Source organism: Pseudomonas auratipiscis (genome assembly GCF_036324085.1).
GTDB classification, from domain to species: Bacteria; Pseudomonadota; Gammaproteobacteria; order Pseudomonadales; family Pseudomonadaceae; genus Aquipseudomonas; species Aquipseudomonas auratipiscis.
Map to the genome: position 1 here is coordinate 79776 of NZ_JAZDCU010000019.1, position 16114 is coordinate 95889.

At 58.7% G+C, this 16114-nt stretch carries 15 protein-coding genes; all 15 read right to left on the reverse strand.

All coding sequences use genetic code 11. The annotated features are described in order from the left end of the window. Nucleotides 1-150: 150 nt before the first annotated feature. On the reverse strand, nt 151-447 hold the full coding sequence (fliT, locus tag V0R60_RS22175) for a flagellar protein FliT (protein ID WP_136477525.1): 297 nt from the start codon (nt 445-447) through the stop codon (nt 151-153). A gap of 25 nt (nt 448-472) precedes the next feature. Continuing rightward, on the reverse strand, nt 473-862 hold the full coding sequence (fliS, locus tag V0R60_RS22180) for a flagellar export chaperone FliS (RefSeq protein ID WP_203543952.1): 390 nt from the start codon (nt 860-862) through the stop codon (nt 473-475). Nucleotides 863-981: 119 nt separating this feature from the next. Beyond that, nucleotides 982-2346 (reverse strand): flagellar filament capping protein FliD, encoded by a 1365-nt coding sequence (gene fliD, locus V0R60_RS22185; protein WP_330079290.1) that lies wholly within the window; start codon nt 2344-2346, stop codon nt 982-984. Between the two features lie 77 nt (nt 2347-2423). Beyond that, nucleotides 2424-2768 (reverse strand): flagellar protein FlaG, encoded by a 345-nt coding sequence (locus V0R60_RS22190; protein WP_203543954.1) that lies wholly within the window; start codon nt 2766-2768, stop codon nt 2424-2426. A gap of 74 nt (nt 2769-2842) precedes the next feature. Then, nucleotides 2843-4567: a flagellin N-terminal helical domain-containing protein gene (locus V0R60_RS22195; RefSeq protein WP_136477529.1), complete on the reverse strand. Its 1725-nt coding sequence runs from the start codon at nt 4565-4567 to the stop codon at nt 2843-2845. Nucleotides 4568-4832: 265 nt separating this feature from the next. Then, a complete protein-coding gene (locus tag V0R60_RS22200; RefSeq protein ID WP_136477530.1) occupies nt 4833-5774 on the reverse strand; it encodes a ketoacyl-ACP synthase III in 942 nt (313 codons plus the stop codon). Nucleotides 5775-6064: 290 nt separating this feature from the next. After that, nucleotides 6065-7630 (reverse strand): flagellar hook-associated protein 3, encoded by a 1566-nt coding sequence (locus tag V0R60_RS22205; protein WP_136477531.1) that lies wholly within the window; start codon nt 7628-7630, stop codon nt 6065-6067. Nucleotides 7631-7643: 13 nt separating this feature from the next. Then, on the reverse strand, nt 7644-9686 hold the full coding sequence (gene flgK, locus V0R60_RS22210; RefSeq protein WP_136477532.1) for a flagellar hook-associated protein FlgK: 2043 nt from the start codon (nt 9684-9686) through the stop codon (nt 7644-7646). 10 nt (nt 9687-9696) lie between these two features. Further along, nucleotides 9697-10893 (reverse strand): flagellar assembly peptidoglycan hydrolase FlgJ, encoded by a 1197-nt coding sequence (gene flgJ, locus V0R60_RS22215; protein WP_330079289.1) that lies wholly within the window; start codon nt 10891-10893, stop codon nt 9697-9699. Between the two features lie 10 nt (nt 10894-10903). Then, a complete protein-coding gene (locus V0R60_RS22220) occupies nt 10904-12013 on the reverse strand; it encodes a flagellar basal body P-ring protein FlgI (RefSeq protein WP_136477534.1) in 1110 nt (369 codons plus the stop codon). A 12-nt stretch (nt 12014-12025) separates the two neighbouring features. Next, nucleotides 12026-12721, reverse strand: coding sequence for a flagellar basal body L-ring protein FlgH (gene flgH / locus V0R60_RS22225; RefSeq protein ID WP_136477535.1), 696 nt, complete (start codon nt 12719-12721; stop codon nt 12026-12028). A 54-nt stretch (nt 12722-12775) separates the two neighbouring features. Then, nucleotides 12776-13561 carry a flagellar basal-body rod protein FlgG gene (gene flgG, locus V0R60_RS22230; RefSeq protein WP_136477536.1) on the reverse strand — a complete coding sequence of 262 codons (786 nt, stop codon included), beginning with the start codon at nt 13559-13561 and terminating at the stop codon, nt 12776-12778. Between the two features lie 45 nt (nt 13562-13606). After that, complete coding sequence (locus V0R60_RS22235) at nt 13607-14347, reverse strand: flagellar basal body rod protein FlgF (protein WP_136477537.1); 741 nt, start codon at nt 14345-14347, stop codon at nt 13607-13609. A gap of 166 nt (nt 14348-14513) precedes the next feature. Next, entirely contained in the window at nt 14514-14708 is a 195-nt protein-coding gene (locus V0R60_RS22240; protein ID WP_136477538.1) for a hypothetical protein, read from the reverse strand. Nucleotides 14709-14780: 72 nt separating this feature from the next. Continuing rightward, a complete protein-coding gene (gene flgE / locus V0R60_RS22245) occupies nt 14781-16100 on the reverse strand; it encodes a flagellar hook protein FlgE (RefSeq protein ID WP_136477539.1) in 1320 nt (439 codons plus the stop codon). Nucleotides 16101-16114 lie beyond the last annotated feature (14 nt).

Here is a 16114-nt window from a genome sequence, read left to right on the forward strand (position 1 = left end):
CATCTCGGCGCCCTATTGAGGGCAAGCTCGACATCATTCCGACTGAACGGTCAGTGTTCGGACGTCTGAAATTTGAAAACAGCTACTAGTTAAGTCAAAAAACCGCACAGAGTCAAATTTATGGCGCCCTGTTTATGGTTTTGCCCAGCTTCAGCTGAACAAATGGTATACCTTTGCCGCGTTCTTGGCATGCCGGATCTGCGTCATCTCATCGACTATTGATTGACGCTCGTCACTTGCAACCTCAATTAGTTGTCGGTAGACACCGAGCAACTCCTCCAGACTGCTGCGCAACACATCTTCGTTGACCGAGGCTTCGGCCAGCACTTCATCGACACACGACCGGCAACTGACATCGAGTTCGCTGATCGCCTCCCAGTCACGACTGTTCAAGGCGCCCAACAAAGCTTCGCGGGTTTCCTCGATCCGTTGCAGTGCTTGGCTCATGATAAGTACCTCAAGGCCGATGGCCTTATTGTGGAGCGATGGCATCCCAGCCGGATTTCACAGTGATCAGCAGACGCGCAACTTCGTCGATCATGTCGGCATCATTGGCACTGTTGGCTTCGACCAGACGGTTGGCCATGTAGGCATACAGGGCGTCCAGCTGATGCACCGCTGCCGGGTCTTCAGCCTTTTCCGCATCCAAGCCATCACGCAGGCCGGTGATGATGTCGATTGCCTTGCCCAGCATCAGGCCTTTTTGCGCGATATCGCCACGGGCCAATGCGCCCTTGGCCTGAGCCATGCGATCCAGCCCCCCTTCCATCAGCATCTGCACCAGACGGTGCGGGCTGGCTTCAGAGATCTGCGCGTGGGAATTGACCTTCTGATATTGGCGAAGGGCTCTCATAGGGTTCATGTTGCTACCTCGTTACAGGCCACAGTCAAATAGGTTGCTCTAACCAGCTTTTCGACTGTTTCGATCAAAACTTTAATCCAGCGCCCGCGCCCCTCAAGGAAGCACGGGCGCGCCGTCCATCAATTCGACTTCGGATTGTTCAGCGAATTGAGGGTGGTCATCATGCTTGAGCTGCTGGCGTTGAGCTGCGCAATCATGGTGTCCATCGCCGTGTACTTCTTGGTCAGCGAGTCCTGCAGGGCTTCCATACGCCGATCCAGATCTGCCTGTTCCGTGGTCAGGTCGGTCAGCTTGTTGTTGAGGTCAGTCGCCCGGGTCGCCAGCGAACCGGTGGTACCGACATAACTGGAAGTGGCCTTGTTCATGCGCGTGATCAGGCCGGTGTCACCGGTGAACAGCTTGGCGATATCGCCAGCTCCCTTGACCACTGCTTTGTCCCACGCCTTGTCATCCAGGCTCAGCAGGCCGGTTTTCTGGTCGGTGGTGATGCCCATCTGCGCCAGGCTGCTGATGCTGCCTGCGCCCTTGCCGTTGACCAGCTCACCGCGCAGGCTCGACACCAACTGGCGCATCGACGCATCACCGGTCAAAGCGCCTGCGGTGGTGGTCGAAGCATCGCCGGTGGCAGTAACCTTGGTTTGCGTATTGATCGAGGTCATCAACGCGTTGTAGGCGGTGATGAACGACTGCACCGAGGTTTTCAGCGTGTCAGTGTTGCTGGCCACGGTGATGGTGATCGGCTTTTTATCGTCAGCGGCGATCAGATCAAGGGTTACACCACTGATAGCGGAGTCAATCTTGTTGGTGGTCGACTCCATGGCGATACCGTCGATGGAGTACTTGGCATTTTTCGCCGCCTCGCCAGCGGTGTACCCACTGGCCAAGTCGGAATCACCACTGAGGGTAATGTCAGTGCCTTCACCGGTGGTGGTCGAACCAATAACCAGACGCGCACCGTTGGCGTCCGTCAGGACGTTGGCACTGATGCCCTGGGCTGAAAGTTGGGTATTGATCTGCTCACGGGTTTCCTTCAGGGTCGCGCCACCCGGAATGATCACGTCATAGCTTTTGCCCGACTGGGTAATCGTCAGCGTCTGCGGTTCATCACTGCTGTTGGCCTTGCCGGAAGCGCCATCAGCAAAGACCTTGCTGGTGACCTTCGACGAGGTCGCCAATTCGTCAACCTGAACCGTGTACTTGCCGCTGGAGGCACCCTCACCCAGGGTAACCTTGACGTTTTTTTCTTCGGAAGTAGTAGCAGCCAAACCGTTGAACGCGGCGGCATTGTTCAACTTGGTGATCGCCGCCTGGAACGCTTCGAGCGCCGTCTTCACCGAGCCCACGGCCGACAACTTGATCGTCGCGTCTTTTTGCTGGGCAGTGATTTGCGCCTGCTTGGGTGCCTTTTCAGCCCCTACCAGCGCCTTGACGATACCTTGCGTGTCATAGCCCGAACCTGGGCCGGAAATCGTTGAACTAGCCATTTGCTACTCTCCTTGCGGCTGCCGCTTTATTGGCGCAAAACGCCTAGGCGGCAATCTGAAACAGGTTTCGTGCCAACTCAAGCCTTGGTGTTGAACAACAGGCTGCTGGCATCGCTCAGATTCTGCGCCAACTTCAGCGCGGTCTCTGATGGAAGCTGGCGAATCACTTCACCGCTGTCGGTGGCGATCACCTTGACCACCACAATGCCGGTGGCTTCATCGATGGAAAAGTCCAGGTTACGGTGGGTAGCCTGCACAAAGTCGCGAATATCGGTTACCGCTTTTTCCAGCGCTGCGCGCTGCGGCTCTTCGGTCGAGGCCGGTTCAGTCTTCTGCGCCAGATTGGCCTGGGCACCAGACGCGCCGGCGGCCTGGGTTGCAGCAGCCGGGTAAGACGCGCTCAGCTTGACACTCATGTCCATGTCATCACCTCAAAACTGAAAAAAACGAAAGGGCACGTATACGCGCCCTTCCGTTAACTAACCGCTAAAGGCTATTACTGAAGCAGCTTCAGAACAGACGATGGCAGTTGGTTGGCCTGGGACAGGATCGCAGTGGAAGCCTGTTGCAGGGTTTGTTGCTTGGTCAGCTCGGCCGCTTCAGAAGCGAAGTCAGCGTCTTCTACACGGCCTTTGGCGGCCGAGGAGTTCTGCGAAATGCTCTGCAGGTTGGCCACGGTGCTGGCGAAACGGTTTTGCACCGCACCCAGCTGCGAACGCTGGCTGTCGATCTGCTGCATGGCGTCGTCCAGCGCCTGAATGGCCTGCTGCGAAGCGGCAGCCGACAGGATGTTCAGGTCGGAAACGCTGGTTTCCATAGTGGTGGCAGCTTTGGTGCCAGCAGCGGCGACAGCAGTCAGACCCAGAGCAGCCAAGCCGGTGCCAGCGCTGCCGTCTTTGACAGTGATGTCTTTGTCGGCGAACAGGTTCAGGGTGCCGTCAGTGTTCTTGCTGGCCATGACGCCGGTGCTGGCGCTGTTGATCGAACCAACAACAGCATCAATGGTGTCGCCTTTCTTGAACTTGACTTCAACGCCATTCAGGTCGATGGAAGTGTCAGCAGTCATTTTGGCCTGGGTGGTACCAGCCGACAGGCCCAGTTGCGACAGCGAGCCATTGGAAGCGTTGGCCAGCTTGATGTCAGCACCGTTGCCCGAGGTCAGCTTGACACGACCATCGACGAACTCAGCCTTGGCACCGTTAGCTGCGCCGCCAACGGCGTTTTCCATGGCGGTCAGCACGGTAGCCATGGTGCTGGTTGCAGTCCAGGAAACAGCGGTGCCATTGACAGAAATGGAACCAGTAGTGTCCATGGTGCTGGCAGTGGTTCGAGCTACGGCTGCGGTAGTACCAGCGGCACCCAGACCGAGCGATGCCAAACCGTTGGTTGCAGGACCAGGGTTGGTGCCAAGGGTGATATCGTTGCTCGACGTCAAAGTCACGATACCGGCGCCATCGGCGCTCGCCGTAACGCCAGTTTCAGCAGTCTTTTTGTTGATTTCAGTTACAGCAGAGTTAGCAGCGGCAGTACCAGCGGCAGCAGCGGCCAGCTTGACCGTCACACCGTTGATAACCAGTTCATCGGTAGCAAGAGTAGCGCCGGCAGCTGCACCGCCGACCTTCTTAGCGACGTCACCCAACACTGCACCGGTGGTGGTAGCAGCCAGACCTTTAGGTGCAGTGCCGTCAACCGAAGCTTCGCTGTAAGTACCCTTCAGCGCAGTCGAGCTGATGTCGGTCATGCCGAACGAGATGGTTTCGTTGGCGTTGGCGCCGATCTGGAAAGCAACGTTGCTGAACGAGCCGTCCAGCAGGTTACGACCACCGAAGGTGGTGGTGCTGGCGATACGGTTCAGCTCGCCGACTTTAGCGGTGAATTCTTGCTGCAGGGAAACACGGTCAGCGTCGGATTTATCACCGTTCGCCGCTTGCAGGGCGAGTTCACGCAGACGCTGCAGGGTGTTGGTGGATTCCTGCATGGCGCCTTCAGCGGTCTGGGCGATCGAAACACCGTTGTTGGCGTTAGCGATGGCAACGTTCAGGCCTTTGACCTGGTTGTTCAGACGGTTGGCGATCTGCATGCCGGCAGCGTCGTCTTTGGCGCTGTTGATTTTCAGGCCGGAGGACAGACGGTTCATCGACTGGCTCAGAGCGTCGGAAGCTTTGTTCAGGTTCTTCTGGACACCCAGGGAAGTGATGTTGGTGTTTACTGATAATGCCATTACGAAATCCTCGTTGGATGGATACTGCGGCTTCCGGCCCTGGCAACCGCCGGGTGTGGCCTAGAGAACCTTCGTAATAGTTATCGTCGTGAAAGCAGGTTGCTTGAGCGGTTTTTTGATTTTTTTTACTAGCACCGTGCCACCCCTTGCAATTCAAGGCTTTAGCCGCCGCCCACAACAGCCCGGCGCGCAAAAAATGGCGCCAATAAAAAACGCCCATGACCTTCACGGCCATGGGCGTTTTACGTGCAGCTGCAGCCTGGGCTTATGGGCGATGGATAATCGCCGACCCCCAGGACAGACCCACGCCAAAACCACTGATAGCGACACGCTTCCACTTGCCGTCGAGCATGTGCTTTTCCAGCAGCAGCGGAATGCTGGACGAAACGGTATTGCCGGTTTCGAGCATGTCCTTGACGAACTTGTCCTTCACCGTCGAATCGGGATCTTCATCAAAACGCCGGGCGACGGCATCAACAATTGCCGCGCTACCCTGGTGAATGCAGAACGCGTCGATATCCGCCGCCGTCAGCCCGGAAGCATCGAGCAACTCGTTCAGGTGCGCAGGCACCTTGATCAAGGCGAAGTTGAACACCTGGCGGCCATTCATGAAGAAGTTGCCATCGGTGACCTTCAGGTGCGCGGCACCGGAACCGTCGGTGCCGAAACGCGCCTGACCCAGTTGCCAGGTGGCGTCCTCACCCATCCAGGTGGCGGTAGCGGCATCACCGAACAACATGGTGGTGTTGCGATCTTCCGGATCGACAATCTTCGAGTAAGGGTCGGCGGTGATCAGCAGGCCATTCTTCAGCCCCGCAGCTTCCATGAAGCCTTTGATTGCATACAAGCCATAAACATAGCCCGAGCAACCCAGCGACACATCGAACGCCGCCACACGGGTCGACAGGCCGAGCTTGTCCTGGACGATGGCTGCGGTGTGCGGCAAGCCCTCTTCGTCACCGTTCTGGGTGACCACGATCAGGGCGTCGATTGCTTGTGGATCAAGATCTGGATTGTTGGCAAACAGTGCCTTGGCCGCTTCGACGCAGAGGTCGGAGGTTTCTTGCTCGTCTGCCTTGCGCGGCAGAAAGGTCGAACCGATCTTGCCGAAGATGAATGTTTCATCCTTGCCGAATTTCGCACCCTGGGCATAGTTGTCCAGGCCAGCGGTGGGCACGTAACTCGCGATACTTTTTATGCCAATCATTCTGGCTTCCCAATCAAAACAGCCAAAGACCGCCGCTCGCAAAAATGAGGGCGCCAAAAACCGGGCCTGCACCACCCTCGGGCGGCACACGGCAGCGATGTTGCCTGAACCTGCAAAATAATAACCGGCAACAAATTCGTGCAAACGCCACCGATAGGATACAGGGAAGATGCCCGATTTGACTCATTGGTCACACTCAATTACCGCAAGTCGAGGATCGCCAGCATCCATACAGGCATAAAAAAACCCCGGCAGGCACAACGCCAACCGGGGTTCTTGTGTCGATTGACTCAGAGCTTGTTGAACAGGCTCAACTGCGACAAACGCGCAAAGGCCAACTGCGAGGCCTCTAGCATGGCTTGTTGCAGGGTCAGAGCGATGGCAGCAGTGGACATGTCGGTGTTGCCGATGGCGTTCTGCGTGCTCTTGTTCGCCAGGTCCAGGCTGATGTTTTCCTGCTTCTGGATTTCCAGAGAATTTCCCCGCGCACCAATCGAACCGCGCGTGATGTCAATTCGCTCACGAGCACTGGCGATGTTCGAGATCGCCGAGTCCACGGCCTGCTTGAGGGCGATCGACGATTCGCCATCGGTGACCGGCTTGTCCAGCGCAGCGCGCAGCTGGCTCAAGGTATCGAGCACGTTCTGGGTCTTGTGGGTGTTGGCCGTGGCACCAAACTGATCACCAGCTTTTGGCGGACCGTCGAACTTGTAGGTAACACCGGCCACGGTAAGCTCATTGCCCGCACCGATAACACCGCTTGCAACCGGCCTGCTGTCGGCGGTGTACGGCTGAGCGTAAAGCTCGTAGTCGGTGTCGCTGGTGAACTTGAGTACTGCCCCACCACTTGGGAAGGTGCTGCGATAGGCATCGTTGTCCGTGACGCTGCTGCTGGTTACCTGAGCCATCGACGGGTTGCCGGCACTGCGGCTAACGTTCACGGTATCCGGGCGCGCACCCACGGTGAACGCATGCCCGGCCACCGCCGCGTCAGGGTCATCGCCGTCTTTCAGGGCGATATTGATCTCGAACTCGACCCCACGCAGGGAAATCATATTGCCACCTTCAGCATTACGATCGAACGCACCATTGGTAGGCGTCTCGCTGGTAATGTCGTTGCCGTTGGCATCGGTGACGCTGTACTGCGTGGCACTGGTGAAGGTGATGGTATACGGCTGGCCTTTGCCAAAGTCGCTGTTGTAGGTGTTGACCGAAGTCAGCAAACCCTGGGACAGGTTTACCCGACCATCATTGGGCAGCGGCGCCTGCAGACTGGTCTGCGTGCGACTGTTGTTGATGGCCTGGTCAAAAACGCTGTAGCCGCTGTCGTTGGTCGCCAGGTGCAAGGTATCGGACACCTGCAGGCTGAGCTGAGTCTGGTCACCTTGATAGCTGTAGGTGCCATCGCTGTTGCGGATGTACGGTGGCTCCGAGGTCTTGGAGCCACCAAACAGGTAGTTGCCATTGGCATCGCGGGAGTTGAGCAGACCGAAGACGTTGGCTTCGATCTCCTTGATCTCACTGCTGATCGAGGCGCGGTCGGAGTTGCTCAAACCACCATCACCGGCCTTGAGGGTCAGCTCGACAGCGCGCTGCAGCGCATCGTTGATGGTCGAGAGCACACTCTCTTCCTGCAACAGGGCATTATTCACGGTGGTCAGGTTGGCATCGTACTGACCGAGCAAGGCGCTCTGCTGTTGCAACAGCAACAGGCGCGCGGCACCGACTGGATCGTCCGCTGCTGTCTGGATACGAATTCCGGACGACACTTGCTGCGAGGTCTTGGCCGTGTCGGAGAAATTCTTCGAGTAGCTGCTGGCGCTGGTCTCATAGAACTGAGCGGTGGAAATACGCACGTTCGGCTCCTCCTTACAGGGCGTTGATCAAGGTGCTGAAGGTTTCTTGCGCGGTCTTGATGATCTGAGACGACGCCGTGTAGTAATGCTGGAACTTGACCAGGCCGGCGGCCTCGTCATCCAGGTTGACCCCGGACACCGCGGCGCGACCGGCTTTGGCCGAGTCGAGCACGGCGCCGCTGGCGGTGGTGTCGATCTTGGCCTGGGCAGCCTTGGCACCGACGCGCTCGACCAGCGAGGCGTATGCCGAGGTAAAGCTGGTGCCGGCGCCAGCGCCGGTGCCGACGGTAGACTGGGTCTGCAAATCAAGCAGCGACTTGGCGTTGCGGTTATCGGACTTGCCTTCGGCGTTGAACGACAGGCTGAAACTGTCATTGGCCGCCGGGGTGCCACCGATGGAGGTTTCAACGCTGAAGGTACGCGGATTACCACTGCCATCGAGAATCGGTGCACCTGACGCATCGCGCATCGGCACATTGATCTGCAGCTTGTTGTCCTGGCCCGGAATGATGCTGCCGGAGCCGATGTCTTTGCCGTTGGCGTCAAACAGCTTGTAGCCTTGAGTACCGCCAGACGCTTCATCAAATACCACACGCACCGGCATGGAGTGCTTGATCGAGTCCTGCATCAGGGCCAGATCGGCGCCACCGTAGATATCCAGGCGCTCACTCAGGCTTGGCTGGGTGATGGTGCCCGTGCCGCCATTGCCGCTACCGGCGGTGGCGCTGATCGGACCGGCGAAAGCCAGTTTGTTGGCATCGGTCAGTACGGTGTTGATACTGCCCGCCGCAGCACGCGTCGGAATCACCTTGAAGCTGTCGCCTGCCGCCAGGCCACCGCCTTTGAGCGAGAGGGTGAAACCGTCGATGACCGGTGCCGGGTCCTGGTCCAGGGCAAAGGTGCCCATCTCGGTACCATCGGAGCGGCGTACGGTGTAGTTCTTGTCGCTGGTGAACTTCACTTCATAGTCATAGGTGGTCAACGCGCCACTGTCGGTGATGGTCACGTCGAGATTACCCGAACCAGCACTGTTGCCCGACGCTGCCAGGCTGCGCTGACTGATTGCGGTAGCGCTGTTAATGCTGGAGAACAACGCACTGCCGAACTGCGCATTGGCATCCAGACCCTGCCCCAGCTGGCTGTTGATGCTGTCGGAAACCACCAGCGCAACACGACCCAACTCATTGATCGACGGGTTAAGCACCTCATCGCGATAACGCAGCAGCCCGCCAATCTGGCCACCGGTAACGACCGAAGTAACGTCGGAGCTGAAAGTCTGGTAGTTGATGCTCAGGCTGTACTGACTCTTGTCGTTGGCGCTTGGCCCCACCGACAGGGTATTGGCGTGGTTACCGGTAACCAGCGACTGCCCAGTACCCAGGTACACATCAAGACTGCCATCGCGCTCCTGCACGGTGACACCCACCAATTCATTGAGCGAGCGCACGGCATCGTTGCGTGCATCAATGAGGTTGTTCGGGGTGTTGCCCGAGGCCGATAGCTGGGTGATCTGCTTGTTGTACTCAGCGATACTGGCGGACAGTTTGTTGACCTGGCCACTCAAGGTATCAAGCTGGGAATTGATGTTATCGTTCTGCTGGCTCATCTGCGACGAGATGGCGTTGAAGCGGTTGCTCAAGGTTTGCGCCTGGGTCAGCAGCAACTGCCGCGAAGCCACATCCGAAGGCGACGCCGAGGCTGTCTGCAGGGCGGAGAAAAATGCGGTAAGCACCGAACTGATACCGGTGTCACGGTCAGCCAGGAGCTTGTCGACGCTGGTGATCTGATCCTGAAACGCCACCGCATCGGAATTGAGCGAAGTGGCTGTCTGCAGTTGATTGTCCAGGTAGCTGTTATAGATGCGGCGAACATCCGACAGCGTGGTACCGGTGCCGATAAAGCCAACCCCGATATTCTGCATGCTACCCGCGCTCTGCACGGTCTGCTGACGCGAATACCCAGAGGTTGCGGCGTTGGCGATGTTATTGGAGGTAACCGCTAACGCTGCCTGGCTGGCATTCAGGCCACTCAGCCCGATCGAGATCAGATTCGACATACTTCAGTCCTTATAGATTCGTGGTACCGCCAGCCAAGGCGTATTGCGGGGTTGGCTGCAACTGCCGGGCAATGCTGATGATCTTGCGCGCGTAGTCAGGGTCGGTGGCATAGCCGGCCTTTTGCAGCTCTTTGGCAAACTGTTCCGGGTTATCGGCAGCACCGACCGCATCTTTATAGCGAGAGTTGTTCTGCAGCAGACTTACCAGGTCATGGAAGCTGTCCTGGTAGGAGTCGTAGGAACGGAACGCCGCCGTTTCCTTGACGAACTGACCATCACGAAACTCGCTGGTGATCGCCCGCGCCTCGCCACCCTGCCAATTGCCGGTGGCCTTGATGCCGAACAGGTTGTGACTGCTGCTGCCATCGCTCTGGCGCATGACCGACTTGCCCCAACCGGTTTCCAGTGCCGCCTGGGCTACCAGGTAGCGCGGATCGATGCCGATACGCTTGGCGGCCTGCTCGGCCATCGGCAACATAGTGGCGACAAAATCGTCGGAAGAACTGAAGGCGCGCTTGGCTGGCGCCAATGGCGGCTGGGCCACGGCACGGCCGTAAATACGCAGCTCGCTCGGCGCCGCAAAGGCTCGGGCCGGCTGCCAGTCGCCCTTGACCAGCGCATCGCCGACCACAGCGCTGCGGCCAGGAATAGGTGCAGTATTGGTCGTCGCTGGCGCAGTGCCTGCCGACGGTACCAACCCGGCCAGCAAGCGATCCGTGAGCTTGCCCGGCAATGCCAGGCGGCGGGAGTTCAGCGCGGCGACATCATTGCGCGTGCCGGCTTCAGCGCTGCGCTCGGCCACCCCCACTGCAGTAGCACCGAGGGCGCGCGGCTGAACATCAAAGCGCGGGAACGGACTGTTGTTTACCGATGCCACCTTCTGCTTGGCCAGCTGCCGCATCAGCACATCCTGCAAACCAATACCGCCACCTTCGCGAGACATACTCACCGCCAACTGCTGGTCGTACATCTGCTGGTATTGCTTGGTGGTTTCGGTGTTGAGCGGGTTGTCCTTGGCGATCACATCGCTGGCCGAGCGCATCGACTTGAGCATTTCGTTGAGAAACAGCGACTCGAACTCCTGCGCCACCTTGCGCAGGTTCGCTTCACTGTCGCGGTCACCGACCTTCAGCGAATTGAGGCGGTTGAGGTCGGTATAGGCACCGCTGTCAGACATCGACGCCAGTGCGCTTTTCGGCATATCCATGCGCCAGTCCTCAGATCACGATCAGGTCGGCTTGTAGCGCGCCGGCCTGCTTCAAGGCTTCGAGAATCGCCATCAAATCACTGGGCGCTGCGCCCACCTGATTCACGGCGCGGACAATTTCATCCAGGGTGGTGCCCGGGCCGAACTTGAACATCGGCTTGGCTTCCTGCTCGGCGTTCACCCGCGAGCGAGGCACCACTGCAGTCTGGCCATTGGAGAACGGGCCAGGCTGGCTGACAATCGGGTCTTCGGTGATGGTCACGGTCAGGCTGCCGTGGGTGACCGCCGCTGGCGATACCTTGACGTTCTGGCCAATGACAATGGTACCGGTGCGCGAGTTGATAATGACCTTGGCCACTGCCTGCCCCGGATCGATCTCTAGGTTTTCCAGAATCGACAGGTAGTCGACTCGCTGGCTTGGATCGAGCGGTGCGGTGACCCGTACCGAACCCCCATCCAGGGCCTGGGCCACACCCGGACCGAGCAGTTCGTTGACCTTGTCGACGATGCGCTTGGCGGTCGTGAAGTCCGGGCGATTGAGGTTCAAGGTCAGGCTGTTGCCCTGATTGAAACCACTTGGCACTGCCCGCTCAACCGATGCGCCCCCTGGAATACGTCCAGCCGACGGCACGTTGACAGTGATCTTCGAACCATCACGACCCTCGGCGTCAAAGCCGCCCACCACCAGGTTGCCCTGGGCAATGGCGTAGACATTGCCATCGATACCCTTGAGCGGCGTCATCAACAAACTGCCGCCGCGCAGACTCTTGGAGTTACCAATCGATGACACCGTGATATCCACCACCTGCCCCGGCTTGGCGAATGCCGGCAGATCAGCATGCACGGAAACGGCGGCAACGTTCTTGAGCTGCACGTTGCCCGAGCCTGCCGGCACCTTGATACCGAACTGCGAAAGCATGTTGTTGAAGGTCTGCAGGGTGAACGGTGTCTGGGTGGTCTGGTCACCCGTACCGTTAAGACCGACGACCAGGCCGTAACCGATCAACTGGTTGGAACGCACGCCGGAAATGCTGGCGATGTCTTTCAGGCGCTCCGCCTGTGCGGCGAACGCAACGAACAGCAAAAGCGCGGAGCAGATCAGCTGCTTGAAGTTGAACATGGTCATCCGAACCTAGAAAGGCCAAAGCGGGCTGATAAAGAAGCGGTCGAGCCACCCCGGTTGGCTGGCATCGGCAAACGAACCGGTACCGGAGTAGGTAATGCGCGCATCGGCTACACGAGTCGAGGGTACGGTGTTGTCGGTGGCGATATCATCGGCACGCACCATGCCGGCGATCCGCACCAGTTCGTCACCGGTATTGAGGGTCAGCCACTTTTCACCGCGCACTGAAATAATGCCGTTGGGCAGCACATCGGCAACGGTGACCGTGATCGAACCGGTCAGGCTGTTGCCCTGCCCGGCTTTACTGTCGCCCTTGGTTGCACGGTCGCCACTGTAGCCGGCGCTCAGGCTCAGGTCGCCATCACTGAACGGGTTGTTGGTGGTCATCGAGGAGCCGAACAACGACGTCAGGCCGATATCGGCCTTGCTGTTCTTGGCGATCTGCGAGTTGGCGTTCTTGCTGGCCTGGGTCCGCTCGTTGAGCGTGATGGTGATGATGTCACCGACCCTGAAGGCCTTGCGATCGCTGTACAGGTTCTGGTCGAAACCGGCCTGGTAGATAGAGCCGTTGTTGGCCGCTGCCGGCAAAGGCGTACGCGGCAGTACCGGCGCGTAGTACGGATCATTGGGCTTGGGCGTCGGCGCAACGCAGCCGGCCAGCACGCTGATCCCACTTAGGGCAAGTACGTAGAACAAACGACTCATGACTCTGACCTCACGGTGTAACAGGCGCTGTTGAAGCGACCTCGAAGACTTTACTTACAGGTTCTGGGTAACGAACGAGAGCATCTGGTCGGCGGTGGAAATGACTTTGGAGTTCATTTCGTAGGCGCGCTGGGTGGTGATCATGTTGACCAGTTCTTCCACCGTGCTGACGTTGGAGTTTTCCAGGGTCTGCTGCTGGACCACGCCAAAACCGTTCAGACCTGGGGTACCCACCTGTGGCGCGCCGCTGGCCGCGGTTTCCAGGAACAGGTTGCCGCCCACCGCTTGCAAGCCGGCCGGGTTGATGAAGTCGGCAGTCTGGATGTTGCCGATGACCTGGGCTGCCGGGTTGCCGGCAGTGGTGATCGAAACCGTACCATCACGACCCACGGTGAACGTCTGCGCCTCAGGCGGTACAACTACCGCAGGCTCCAGGGCAAAGCCGCTGGCGGTAACGATCTGGCCGTCGGAGTTCAGGTGGAAGGTACCGTCACGGGTATAGGAAACGGTGCCATCTGGCTGCAGGATCTGGAAGAAACCACGGCCATCGACCGCCATGTCCAACGGGTTTTCGGTGGTCTGCAGGCTACCGGCGGTGAAGCTTTTCTGCGTGCCGACAATGCGCACACCCGTACCCAATTGCAGGCCCGAAGGCAGCTCGCTGTCCTGGGTCGATTGCGCGCCTGGCTGGCGACGGGTCTGGTACAACAGGTCCTGGAATTCGGCACGATCACGCTTGAAGCCGGTGGTCGAGACGTTGGCCAGGTTGTTGGAAATGGTGGTCAAGTTCATGTCCTGGGCGGACAGACCGGTTTTACTGACCCAAAGAGCCGGAAGCATGCTGTTCTCCTCGCGCGCCTGTTTTACGGCGCTACGTCTGTGTAATTAGCCGATCTGCAAAACCCGAGCCATGGCTTCATCGCCTTCTTTGGCTGTGGTCATCATCTTGATGTGCAGTTCAAATTGACGGGACAGCGCCAGCACCGAAGTCATTTCCTCGACCGCGTTGACGTTGCTGTTTTCAAGGAAACCCGAGACCAGCTTGACGTTGGCATCTGCCACGGCAGGTTGCCCGGTGGTGGTGTGAATCAAACCGTCCGGGCCCTTGGTCATGGTCTTGAGGTCAGGGTTGACCATCTTGATCCGGTCGACTTCGGCCATCACTCGCGGCCCTTCACCCATGGCACGGATGGAGATGGTGCCGTCTTCGCCCACCTCGATCTTCTGCTCCGGCGGCACGGCGATGGGTCCACCGTTGCCCATTACCGGCATGCCGTTACCGGCACGCAACACACCCAGGGCATCGATGTTCATCGATGCGGTGCGCACATATGCTTCGCTACCATCAGGCGCTTGCACGGCAATGAAACCATCGCCACCAATGGCCACATCGAGATCACGGCCAGTCTCCAGCAACGAGCCTGGAGTGAAGTCGGTCGCAGGGCGTTCGGTCATCGCATAGGCGCGCGCCGGAAAGCTGTCACCGAATACCGGCATCGAGCGCGCCTGCTCCAGGTCACGCTGAAAACCGTTGGTAGAAATGTTCGCCAGGTTGTTGGCATGGGCCTTCTGCGCCAGCGCGTTCTGGCTGGCGCCGGTCATGGCCACGTAAAGCATCTTGTCCACAGGATCTCCTCTGCGCGAACCGTCGTCGCGCTGCCACCTTGGCTAGCTTTAAGCAATTATCGAACCAGACTAACGAAAGCCCCGTATTACGGGGCTTCAAGAGTAAGTGCAGGCAAAGCGCCGTCAGTTTGTCGGCGAACTCTTGCCGCCTGCGGCAAGGGTAATTTCAGTAGGTGCGGCAACCGGCATTGTTATAAGGCCCCGAATGCCGCACCCAACCCTCACCCGGGTTGACCTGCGAGCACATGTAGCGCCCGGTAGCCAGGCTCTGCCATTGATACCAGGGCGCCGGCGCCGCCATGACCGAATACTGCATGGCCCCCATCAGCAACACCCCGACCATCAACACCCGCTTCCTCACCCCAACCCCCTCTTCGCTGAACGTGCGACGAAAAAAACCCCTGCGAGCAGGGGCTGAGCACAACGCTAACTATCAAGTCATTTGAATGATGGTTTGCATGATGGTGCTTTCGGTGGAGATGGTCTTGGCGTTCGCCTGATAGTTGCTCTGCGCCTTGATCAGGTTGACCAACTCGCCGGTCAGGTCGACGTTGGAGTCTTCCAGCGAGCCGCCAACGATCTTGCCCAGGGTGCCGCTGTCAGGCTCACCGACGATAGGCACGCCCGAAGCATAGGACTCTTTCCAGCTGGTCCCGCCGACCGGAGTCAAGCCCTGGACGTTGGCAAAGTTGGCAATTGCCACCTGACCGATCACTTTGTCCTGGCCATTGGTGAAGTTGGCGAACAGGTTACCGCTCTGGTCGACCGTCAAGCCGCTGAGCTCGCCGGTGGCGTAGCCATCCTGGTTCTTGGCAGTCGTGGCCGAGGCCGCGTTGTACTGGGTGGTGGCCAACATATCCAGGGAGATACCACCAACCTTGGCAGTGGCGCCGTTCTCTACCCAGTTGCCTGCCGCGTTTTTCTCGGCAGGCTTCCAACCCGAGAGCTGGAAGGTCTTGGTGTCGGTAATGGTCAAGCCACCAGCTACTGCGCCTGGCGTCATGGCTGCAGTATCCAGGCTGCCATCGGACTTGAACGGCAGCTTGTTCACCAGCGGCGTGGTCAGCGTCGGGTCGGCCGGATTGCGACCATCGACAGTGGTGTACATGGTCCAGGAGTTGGTACCCGCATCCTTGACGAAATACTGGTTCATCTGGTGGGCATTACCCTGACTGTCGTAGACGTCAGTGTTGAAGGTGTAGTTGTAGCTACCCACTTCGGTAGGATCGAACGGAGCGATCTTCGGTGCCGTGGCACTGGAGTTCAGGTTGAGGGTTTCAGTGATGCGTCCGGTAGGGTTCGGCGCAAGGTTGGACGTATCGATCTTCAGGTCGGTGAGGACACCCTTGATCACTTTACCGTCGCCGTCGACGGCATAACCCTGCAGGTTGGAACCTTGGGCGTTGACGATGTAGCCAGCCTTGTCGCTGTAGAACGCACCGGCGCGGGTGTAGATCTTCGAGCCGTTGTCGCTCATGGCGAAAAAGCCGTTGCCGTCGATCGCCAGGTCCAGGCTTTGACCGGTGCCACTGAAGTTACCTTGGGTGAACATTTGCGATACCGCGGCTGTGGTCACACCACTGCCCACGGCGGTACGGCTACTGGTGCCACGAATCGACGAGGAATACTGGTCGGCGAATTCGGCACGCGACGATTTGAAGCCAGTGGTGGCAACGTTGGCAATGTTGTTGCCGGTTACGCCGAGGGCCTTGTTTGCTGCATAAAGACCGCTAAGGCCGATATTGAAAGACATGTGCTCACTCCTGC

Excerpts from the sequence above, each read along its gene's own strand:
- V0R60_RS22195 (WP_136477529.1), bottom strand. The coding sequence starts at position 4,567 with ATGGCATTATCAGTAAACACCAACATCACTTCCCTGGGTGTCCAGAAG.
- V0R60_RS22190 (WP_203543954.1), bottom strand. The coding sequence starts at position 2,768 with ATGGACATGAGTGTCAAGCTGAGCGCGTCTTACCCGGCTGCTGCAACC.
- flgK (WP_136477532.1), bottom strand. The coding sequence starts at position 9,686 with ATGTCGAATCTGATCTCGATCGGGCTGAGTGGCCTGAATGCCAGCCAG.
- flgH (WP_136477535.1), bottom strand. The coding sequence starts at position 12,721 with ATGAGTCGTTTGTTCTACGTACTTGCCCTAAGTGGGATCAGCGTGCTG.
- fliS (WP_203543952.1), bottom strand. The coding sequence starts at position 862 with ATGAACCCTATGAGAGCCCTTCGCCAATATCAGAAGGTCAATTCCCAC.
- flgJ (WP_330079289.1), bottom strand. The coding sequence starts at position 10,893 with ATGGATATGCCGAAAAGCGCACTGGCGTCGATGTCTGACAGCGGTGCC.
- flgE (WP_136477539.1), bottom strand. The coding sequence starts at position 16,100 with ATGTCTTTCAATATCGGCCTTAGCGGTCTTTATGCAGCAAACAAGGCC.
- fliD (WP_330079290.1), bottom strand. The coding sequence starts at position 2,346 with ATGGCTAGTTCAACGATTTCCGGCCCAGGTTCGGGCTATGACACGCAA.
- fliT (WP_136477525.1), bottom strand. The coding sequence starts at position 447 with ATGAGCCAAGCACTGCAACGGATCGAGGAAACCCGCGAAGCTTTGTTG.
- flgG (WP_136477536.1), bottom strand. The coding sequence starts at position 13,561 with ATGCTTCCGGCTCTTTGGGTCAGTAAAACCGGTCTGTCCGCCCAGGAC.
- V0R60_RS22200 (WP_136477530.1), bottom strand. The coding sequence starts at position 5,774 with ATGATTGGCATAAAAAGTATCGCGAGTTACGTGCCCACCGCTGGCCTG.
- V0R60_RS22220 (WP_136477534.1), bottom strand. The coding sequence starts at position 12,013 with ATGTTCAACTTCAAGCAGCTGATCTGCTCCGCGCTTTTGCTGTTCGTT.